At 72.0% G+C, this 8,897-nt stretch carries 6 protein-coding genes; 2 read left to right on the forward strand and 4 right to left on the reverse strand.

Annotated elements, in window-relative coordinates; translation table 11 throughout:
• The 4 genes from ACWEN3_RS34300 to ACWEN3_RS34315 form a co-directional block, all read right to left on the reverse strand.
• Positions 1–1,101, reverse strand: a 1,101-nt coding sequence (locus tag ACWEN3_RS34300; RefSeq protein ID WP_452978946.1) for an MFS transporter, incomplete at its 3' end; no start/stop codon positions are given.
• Positions 1,098–2,360: a phenylacetate--CoA ligase family protein gene (locus ACWEN3_RS34305; RefSeq protein ID WP_452978949.1), complete on the reverse strand. Its 1,263-nt coding sequence runs from the start codon at positions 2,358–2,360 to the stop codon at positions 1,098–1,100. The genes ACWEN3_RS34300 and ACWEN3_RS34305, both read right to left, overlap by 4 nt.
• 426 nt (positions 2,361–2,786) lie before the next feature.
• Positions 2,787–3,824 carry an alpha/beta fold hydrolase gene (locus ACWEN3_RS34310; protein ID WP_452978952.1) on the reverse strand — a complete coding sequence of 346 codons (1,038 nt, stop codon included), beginning with the start codon at positions 3,822–3,824 and terminating at the stop codon, positions 2,787–2,789.
• A gap of 210 nt (positions 3,825–4,034) precedes the next feature.
• Positions 4,035–5,552 (reverse strand): MFS transporter, encoded by a 1,518-nt coding sequence (locus ACWEN3_RS34315; protein WP_452978955.1) that lies wholly within the window; start codon positions 5,550–5,552, stop codon positions 4,035–4,037.
• A gap of 261 nt (positions 5,553–5,813) precedes the next feature.
• Between ACWEN3_RS34315 and ACWEN3_RS34320 the strand changes: the two genes are divergently transcribed.
• Together ACWEN3_RS34320 and ACWEN3_RS34325 are read left to right on the forward strand one after the other, a co-directional pair.
• Entirely contained in the window at positions 5,814–6,557 is a 744-nt protein-coding gene (locus ACWEN3_RS34320) for an HAD family hydrolase (protein ID WP_452978958.1), read from the forward strand.
• Positions 6,554–8,897, forward strand: a 2,344-nt coding sequence (locus ACWEN3_RS34325; protein ID WP_452978961.1) for a glycoside hydrolase family 65 protein, incomplete at its 3' end; no start/stop codon positions are given. The genes ACWEN3_RS34320 and ACWEN3_RS34325, both read left to right, overlap by 4 nt.

Consider the following 8,897-nt stretch of genomic DNA (forward strand, 5'->3'; position numbering starts at 1 on the left):
GGGGAACGTCGCACCCAGCAGCGCCTGCATGACCGCGAAGAAGCCCGGCTTGTCGTCGGCGGGGACCAGCCGCTGGAACAGCGCCACGAACCGCACGCCGATCACCCCGACGCACCAGCCGACGACGGCCAGCGAGACGGCCGCCACCGCATGTCCCGCGAACAGGCCCGGCAGTCCGAGGCCTCCGGCCATCACCGCCAGGCACACGCTGCCGACGGCGACCGGACGGCCGGGCAGACGGCCGCCGGTGAACGATCCGACCAGGGTGCCCGCTCCGAGGGCGGCCTCCAGCGAGGCGACGGTCGAGCCGGTCGCGTGCAGCACCTCCCGGGTGTACAGCGGCATCACGACGTAGACGGCCGTGGTGAAGACGTTGGCGGCGGCGAAGCAGACCAGCACACGGCGGATGAACGGCAGTCCGGCGAGCACCTCGCGCAAGGTGCGCCGCCCGGTGGCCGGTCCGTCCGCCGGTCCGTTCGCGGCGGCGGTGTGCGGGAAGCGGGCGGAGGCGACCAGCAGGGCCGCGAGCAGGTACGCGGCACCGCAGGCGGCGACGACGGCGGCCAGCGAGCCCGCGTCGACGACGAGCGGGCCGAGCAGCCCCCCGCACAGTCCGGCGACGGACTGCGTGGACAGCTCGAAACCGGTGGCCGCCTCGATGTCGGCGTCCTCCACGAGTTCCGGCACCGAGGTGGTCAGACACGGATCGAACACCGCCTGGCAGCCGGCCAGCGCCAGCCCCACCGCGTAGGCGGCGGCCACGGGCAGCGTGCCGGCGTACGCCAGGACGGCGGCGGCGACGGCCACCGCGCCCGCCACGGCCGCCGCACCCGCCAGCACCGTGCGGTGCGGGTGTCGTGCCACGATGCGGGCGACCAGCGGGGCGAGCGCCACCGCGGGCAGGGTGCTCACCATGAGGAACAGGCCCGAGTCGAGGCCGCGGTGCTCGCCGCCCGCGTAGCCGACGAGCCACCAGACCGCCCCGACCTGGAACATCCGGCCGGCCGCCTGGGTGAGGAGCTGACCGGCCCAGACCCGGCCGAAGGACGGGTTGCGCAGGACGAGCGGCAGACGCCGTGCCGGCGCGGGCGCCGCGCTCACGAGTGCGGCCGTTCGTCCAGGACCCGGACGAGCTTGCCGGAACGGGAGTTGACCGCGAGTTCGCGGTGCCGAACCCATTCGACGGCGAGCGGGTTCACATGCCCGGCGGCGGTGGCGTCGGAGTAGAACGGGCGCTGGGCGAGCACCGCCGCCACGACGGACGCGCCCAACTGGGAGTGCCCGGTGTCCGGTTCGGCGACCGCGAGCCGCAGCACCAGACCGTCCCGGCCGTCCCGGCGCCGCACCACGAGCTGCACACCGGTCACCTCGCCGGACGCGTCGGCGGCCGTGACGGCGTCATGGACGTCCTCGGTGTGCAGGGAGACGGGGCCGACCCGCACGCCCTCCTCGGCGCGACCGAGGATACGGAAGACACCCGCGTCCCGGTCCACCCACTCGGCCCGGTCGCCCGCCGGATAGCGCAGCACCGGCATGAGCCGTCTGCCCAGGTTGGTGACGACGAGCCGCCCCGGCACGCCGTTGCCGTCGACGGGCCGGTCGGTCTCGTCGCAGAGGATCTCGACCAGGGTGTCCGGGGTGAACGCGCGGTGCACACGCGGGTCGTCGCCCGGCACCGCCGCCCCGAGGAGACCGGCGTCGACGCTCGCGTACCCCAGGGAGCGCGGCTCGGCGTTCGGGAACGCGGCCTTCAGCAGCGGCAGTTGGTCGCCGAAGAGGCATTCCCCGCCGAAGAACAGCAGTTCCACGTCCGGCAGCGTCCGCTCGGCGCGGGTGAGGCGTTCGGCGAGTGAGCACAGTGTGGTCGGTGTGCCGGCGACGGCCTGGACCCGGAACTCCTCCAGGGTCGCCGCGGTGGACTCCCAGGGCGTCGCGCCGCCGATGGGCAGACGGACGTTGGCCACGGGGGAGCGGTGCAGCGAGTCGAGGACGAAGCTGAAGCTCGCGTACAGGTCGCCCGCGTAGAAGAGGTCCGCGACCCGGTGACCGGGCCGCAGCCCGGCGTCGACCAGGCCGGCGCCGAAGGCGGTGGTGAACTCCCGCCACTCCGTGCGGGTGTAGTAGGAGAACTTCGGCGAACCCGTGGTTCCGCCACTGCGGAACACGATCGCCTCCTCCAGTGGAGCAGTCAGCAGCCGGTTGTCCCGGGGCGAATTGGCCCGCCAGAAATCGGCCTGGGGCACCACCGGAAGTTCCGTGACATCGGCCACTCCATCGGCGAGTTGGGAGTAGAGCTCACGGTAGAAGGGCGAGTTCTGGCGGGCGAAACGTACGAGCTCCGCAAGTGGTTGAACCGGCATCAATTCCTGCTCGAAGGCGTGGACCGCCGGCACGGGAAAAGACCGGCGGGCGCGACGGATCCGGTCCACTGACCTGGACCATGTCGCGGGGGATGTGAAGAAGCGGCGCACCCTGAGGAGCGGGGCGCCCGTGAGAACAAGCGTATCTCACGATTCGGGACGGGCTTGCGTCAACTGGCCATTCGTGAAAGAGGCTTGAATCCCCGTGGACGTATTCCAGAGACCTTCGGTTCCTTCGGGGGTGGAGACGGTGATCACATCAACCGGCTCTCTATAACCGCTTGTTGAAGGAGGTTCAAGAGAGCCTTATGGAAGAGCGTCCGTGAAGGCATTCCACCGGATGGCCGGAATACGCCGAAGCCGAATCCGGTGAGGCGGCGAGCGGCATTCCGAGGAGGCCGGTACGGTCCCCTCCGAATGCCGACGTCACAGCCGGTCGGCGTCCCGGACCGCCTGGGCGAACGCCTCCGGAGTTTCCTGCGGCACGTTGTGCCCCACGCCCTTGAGTGTGCGGTGCACGTACGGCCCGGTGAACTTGGCGCGGTACGCGGCCCCGCCGCCCGCCGGGGTGAACGGGTCGAGTGCGCCGTCCAGGGTGATCGTGGGCACGGCGATGCGCGGGCCTGCGGCGAGCCTGTTCTCGATGCCGTCGTAGCGCGGGTCGCCCGCCGCGAGGCCCAGCCGCCAGCGGTAGTTGTGGATCACGATGGCGACGTAGTCCGGGTTGTCGAAGGCCCTCGCGGTCCGGTCGAAGGTGGCGGCGTCGAAGTGCCAGCTCGGGGAGACGTTGTGCCAGATCAGCCTGGCGAAGTCGTGCCGGTACTCGCGCAGGCCCAACTCGCCGCGCTCGGTGGAGAAGTAGTACTGGTACCACCACGCCCACTCGGCCGCCGGGGGCAGCGGCTGCTTGTTCTTCTCCCGGTTGGTGATGAGGTATCCGGACACCGAGACCAGGGCCTTGCAGCGCTCGGGCCAGAGCGCCGCGACGATGTCCGCCGTCCGCGCTCCCCAGTCGAAGCCGCCCAGCAGCGGCCTCCTGATGTGCAGGGCGTTCATCAGGGCGATGAGGTCCTGGGCGAACACCGCCTGCTCGGCGTTGCGGAAGGTCTTGGGCGACAGGAACGTCGTGGTGCCGTACCCGCGCAGGTAGGGGACGATGACCCGATGGCCCGCGGCGGCCAGCAGCGGTGCGACGTCCACGTAGCTGTGGATGTCGTACGGCCATCCGTGCAGCAGGATGACGGGCCGGCCGGTCGCCGGGCCGGCCTCCGCGTAGCCGACGCTCAGCTCACCGGCCCTGATCTGCTTGACCGACTCGAAGGACGTCCGCCCGCTCGGCGTTCCGCCGGCGGGGGGCACCGCTGCCGGGGAGGAGGCTGCCGGGTGGAGCCCGCCGGCCAGTGATGCGGCCGTTCCCGCCGCGCCCACGCCCAGGGCCTTGCCGAAGGTTCGCCTGTCGATCACGTGAACCGTCCTGTGTGTGGGCCTGCCGGAAGACGCCGCCCTGTGAACGCGGCCATGATCGGGCCGTGTTGCCGGCCGGCCCGCGCTCTGCGAGGCATCCCCAGTCGTCGGTGTCACGGAAAGTGATTGCTCAACACCTCTAAGTGACCGCTTGCCGATGGAATAAGTGTGGAGGATCGTGACCGCCGCCGCACTTCGGTGCTTCGGCGGTCAGGTCTGCCGGGCGTGTATGGGGTTGTTGGCCACCTCTTCCGGGCACTTGCGGTGCGTGCGGGGCTTCTCCCGGTCGCGCCGCCAGTCGAACGTGGCGAGGGCCAGGGCCGCCGCCATGCCGACGAGGGCGGCGGCCAGCGCGGTGACGAGCGCGCCGCGGTAGTCGCCGCTCCTGCCGAGCACCAGGTAGAAGAGGCCGGGAAGGGCGGCGGTGCCCACCGCGGCGCCGAGCCGCTGACCGGTCTGCAGGGCGCCGCCCGCCGCGCCCGCCATGCGCACCGGCACGTCCCGCAGGGTCAGGGTGATGTTGGGCGGGACCACGAAGCCACCGCCGATGCCGCCGAGGAACAGGAGCGGAGCGGCCGGCCAGGGGGCGGTCTCCAGGGGAGCGAAGCGCAGCAGCAGCGCGGTGCCGCCCAGGCCGGCGATCACGCCCGCGAGGCCCCACACGGTGAGCAGCCGGCCGAACCGGTCCACCAGCCGGCCGGAGACCACGGCCGCGATCGCCGAGCCGAGGGCGAAGGGGGTCACGGCGAGGCCGGACCACAGTGGCGAGAAGCTCAGGCCGTGCTGGTAGAAGAGGGCGAAGACCAGCCAGACGCCGCTGAAGCCGATGAAGTACAGCGTGCCGACTCCCGCGCCGACCGCGTAACCGCGCACGGTGGTGAACAGACGGGGGTCGAGCAACGGCTGGCCGCCCCGGGCGACGAGGCGGCGCTGCCACTGGATGAAGACGGCGAGCACCGCGGCGCCGGCCAGGAACAGCCACCACAGATCGCCGAGGCCGCCGGAGTCCGCCTGGACCAGCGGGTACATCAGGGCGAGGACCCCGAGGCCGAGGAGCAGCACTCCGGGCACGTCCACGTGTCCCCGGCCGGACCGCCGGGTGTGGGGCAGCAGCCGGCGGCCCAGCAGAACGGCCAGGATGCCGATGGGCACGTTGACGTAGAAGATCCACCGCCAGCCCTGGGCACCGGAGGCCAGGGCGAGGACGGCGCCGCCGGTGATCGGGCCGGCGGCGGAGGAGATGCCGACGGTGGCGCCGAAGAAACCGAAGGCACGGCCGCGTTCGGCGCCGCGGAACATCTGCTGGATGAGCGCGGAGTTCTGGGGCGCCATGAAGCCGGCCGCCAGGCCCTGGGCGAGACGGGCCACCACCAGCAGCGTGATGTCGGGGGCCACCCCGCAGGCCGCGCTGAAGATCACGAAGCCGCTGAGGGCCAGCAGGAAGATCCGGCGCCGGTCCAGGGCGTCACCGAGCCGGCCCGCCGTGACGAGGGCGAGGGCGAAGGTGAGGGCGTAACCGGACACCACCCACTGCACCTGCGCCGGGGAGGCGTGCAGGTCGCGCTGGACGGTGGGCAGGGCGACCGCCACGATCGTCACGTCGAGCAGGCTCATGAAGCCGGCCACGAGGGTGACCCAAAGGGCCCGCCACCTGCGCGGATCCGGCTCGTACCAGGGCTCCTCGGCGCCCCGGTCCCGGCCGCCCGCGGCTGCCGCCGACTCTGTCACCTCGGCTCCTCTCACCAGGGCCGCACCCGGGCGACCCAAGTTCCCCCACCGGGGCGCGGGCACACACCACAGCCTGCTACCGGAACGCTTCAGGGCGGAAGGGCCGCCCGGGCGCACGCGTCGGCACACTGCCCGTGCGGTCTTGCGCTCCTCCCGGGCGGTCCCAGGCACCCGCTCGCGCCTCGGCCGAGCGGGTGCCTTCCGGCGTGCCGGACGGTGTCTCCCCTCCGGCGGCCCGGGGAGCCACCTAGCCTCGACGGCATGCTGGGGCTTCCTGCTCACGTCCGCGCCTGCCTGTTCGACCTCGACGGAGTGCTCACCCAGACCGCGAAGGTGCACGCGGCCGCCTGGAAGGAGATGTTCGACGGCTATCTCCGCGAGCGCGCGACACGCGACGGGACCGCGTTCGTGCCCTTCGACGCGGTCGACGACTACGACGAGTACGTGGACGGACGGCCCCGCGCGGACGGCGTGCGCACGTTCCTCGCCGCACGCGGGGTGCACCTGCCCGAGGGATCGCCGGACGACCCGCCGGAGGCCGAGACCGTGAACGGCCTGGGCACCCGGAAGAACAGCCTCGTGCTGCACCGCATCCGCGAGGACGGCGTGGAGCCCTACGAGGGCTCGGTCCGCTTCGTGCACGCGGTACGGGAAGCCGGACTGCGCTGCGCGGTGGTGTCGTCCAGCGCGAACTGCCGTGATGTCCTCGCGGCGGCCGGGATCGAGGACCTGTTCGACGAACGGATCGACGGGGTCGTGGCGCGCGACCGTCGTCTGCACGGCAAGCCCGCTCCGGACACCTATCTCGAAGCGGCCCGCGGGCTGGGGCTGAAGCCGGACGAGGCCGCCGTCTTCGAGGACGCCCTGGCCGGTGTCGAGGCGGGCCGGGCGGGCGGCTTCGGTCTGGTCGTCGGTGTCGACCGGGTGGGCCAGGCGGCAGAGCTGCGGACGCACGGGGCCGACGTGGTGGTCCGTGACCTGGCCGAACTCCTGGAGTCGCGTTGATCACCCATCCCAGTTACACGGTCGAGCCGTGGTGCCTGCGCGAGACCGAGCTGAACCTGGAGGTGCTCGCCCAGAGCGAGTCGGTGTTCGCCCTGTCCAACGGGCACATCGGCTGGCGCGGCAACCTCGACGAGGGAGAGCCCCACGGACTGCCCGGCGCCTACCTCAACGGCGTCCACGAACGGCACCCCCTGCCCTACGCGGAAGCGGGGTACGGCTATCCCGAGTCCGGCGAGACGCTGATCAACGTCACCGACGGCAAGATCATCCGGCTGCTGGTCGACGACCACCCATGCGATCTGCGCTACGGCCGGCTGCTGGCGCACGAGCGCGTCCTGGACTTCCGCACCGGCGTGCTCAGCCGCACCGCGCGATGGACCACGCCCAGCGGCCGCACGGTCCGGATCGCCTCACAGCGGCTCGTGTCCTTCACACAACGAGCCGTGGCCGCGGTGGTGTACGAGGTCGAGCCGCTCGACGGACCCGTCACGGTGGCCGTGCAGTCCGAGCTCGTCGCCAACGAACAGCTGCCCCAGTTCGAGGGCGACCCGCGTGTCGCCGCGGCGACGGAGTCCCCGCTCGTCGCCGAGGAGCAGTTCGCGCAGGAGACCCGGCTGCGGCTCGTGCACCGCACCGACCGCAGCGCACTGCGGGTGGGAGCGGCGGCCGACCACATCGTCGAGGGGCCCGACAGCACCCGCTGGACGGCGCAGTGCGAGCCCGACGTCAGCCGTCTCACGGTGACCGCGGATCTGGCGCCCGGGCAGCGGCTGCGGCTCGTCAAGTTCGTGGCCTACGGCTGGTCGGGGGAGCGTTCCCTGCCCGCCGTGCACGACCAGGTGGACGGAGCGGTGGCGGCCGCCGTCAGCACCGGCTGGGACGGGCTGCTCGCCGCGCAGCGGCAGTATCTGGACCGGTTCTGGGCCGGCGCGGACGTCGAGGTGGAGGGCGACGCGCAGATCCAGCAGGCGGTGCGGTTCGCCCTCTTCCACGTGCTCCAGGCGGCGGCCCGCGGTGAGAACCGGGCGATCCCCGCGAAGGGACTGACCGGAAGCGGCTACGACGGGCACTCCTTCTGGGACACCGAGTCCTACGTGATGCCGGTACTGACCTTCACCGCCCCGGAGGCTGTCGCGTCGGCCCTGAGATGGCGGCACGGAACGCTGCCGGCGGCGCGCGACCGCGCGCGTCAACTGGGGCTGTGCGGGGCGTTGTTCCCCTGGCGGACCATCAGCGGCGCCGAGTGCTCCGCCTACTGGCCGGCCGGGACGGCCGCCTTCCACATCAACGCCGACATCGCCATGGCAGCGGTCCGGTACGTCATGGTGACCGGGGACGAGGACTTCGAACGCGCCGAGGGGCTGGACCTCCTGGTGGACACCGCCCGGCTGTGGCGCTCCCTGGGACACCACGACGCCGAGGGTGTCTTCCACATCGACGGGGTAACCGGGCCCGACGAGTACAGCGCCATCGCCCGGGACAACCTGTACACCAACCTGATGGCCCGTCAAAATCTGCTGGCCGCCGCGGACGTGGCAGCACGCCACCCGGAACGGGCCGCGGAACTCGACGTCGACGACGAGGAGGCCGCCGCCTGGCGCGACGCGGCGGCCAGCATGGCGCTGCCGTACAACGAGACGCTGGGCGTGCACGAGCAGTCGGCCGGGTTCACGCACTTCCAGCGCTGGGACTTCGAGGCGACCCCACCCGAGAACTACCCGCTCCTGCTGCACTACCCCTACTTCGACCTGTACCGCAAGCAAGTGGTCAAGCAGGCCGACGTCGTGCTGGCGATGGTGGAGTGCCCGTACGCCTTCACCGAGGAGCAGAAGGCGCGCAACTTCGCCTACTACGACGCGCTGACCGTCCGCGACTCCTCTCTCTCGGCCTGCTGCCAGGCGGTGCTCGCCGCCGAGACCGGACATCTGCGCCTGGCCTACGCCTACCTCGGCGAGGCGGCTCTGATGGACCTGGAAGACCTGGAGCACAACACCCGCGACGGGCTGCACATCGCCTCCCTCGCCGGCACGTGGATCGCCCTGGTCGGCGGCTTCGGGGGACTGCGCCGGCACCTCGGCGACGACGGGAGGCCGAACCTGCTGGGCTTCGCGCCGCGCCTGCCCGAAGCGCTGTCCAGGGTGGCGTTCACGGTGCAGACGAGCGGACGCAGGCTGAAGGTGGAGGTCGAGCAGACCCGTGCCCGCTACCGGCTGGCCGACGGCGAACCCCTGGTGGTGCTGCACCATGATCAGGCAACCCAAGTTGGCCTGGCAGGAGGTGGGGCAGCCGACTCCGGAGCAGCGCAGAGCTCTGGCTCTGGCCTGTGTGGAGGCCATCAGC

This window comes from Streptomyces sp. NPDC004561, from assembly GCF_053602155.1.

Coding starts and splice junctions, on each gene's coding strand:
- ACWEN3_RS34320 (WP_452978958.1), top strand. CDS start 5,814: ATGCTGGGGCTTCCTGCTCACGTCCGCGCCTGCCTGTTCGACCTCGAC.
- ACWEN3_RS34305 (WP_452978949.1), bottom strand. CDS start 2,360: ATGCCGGTTCAACCACTTGCGGAGCTCGTACGTTTCGCCCGCCAGAAC.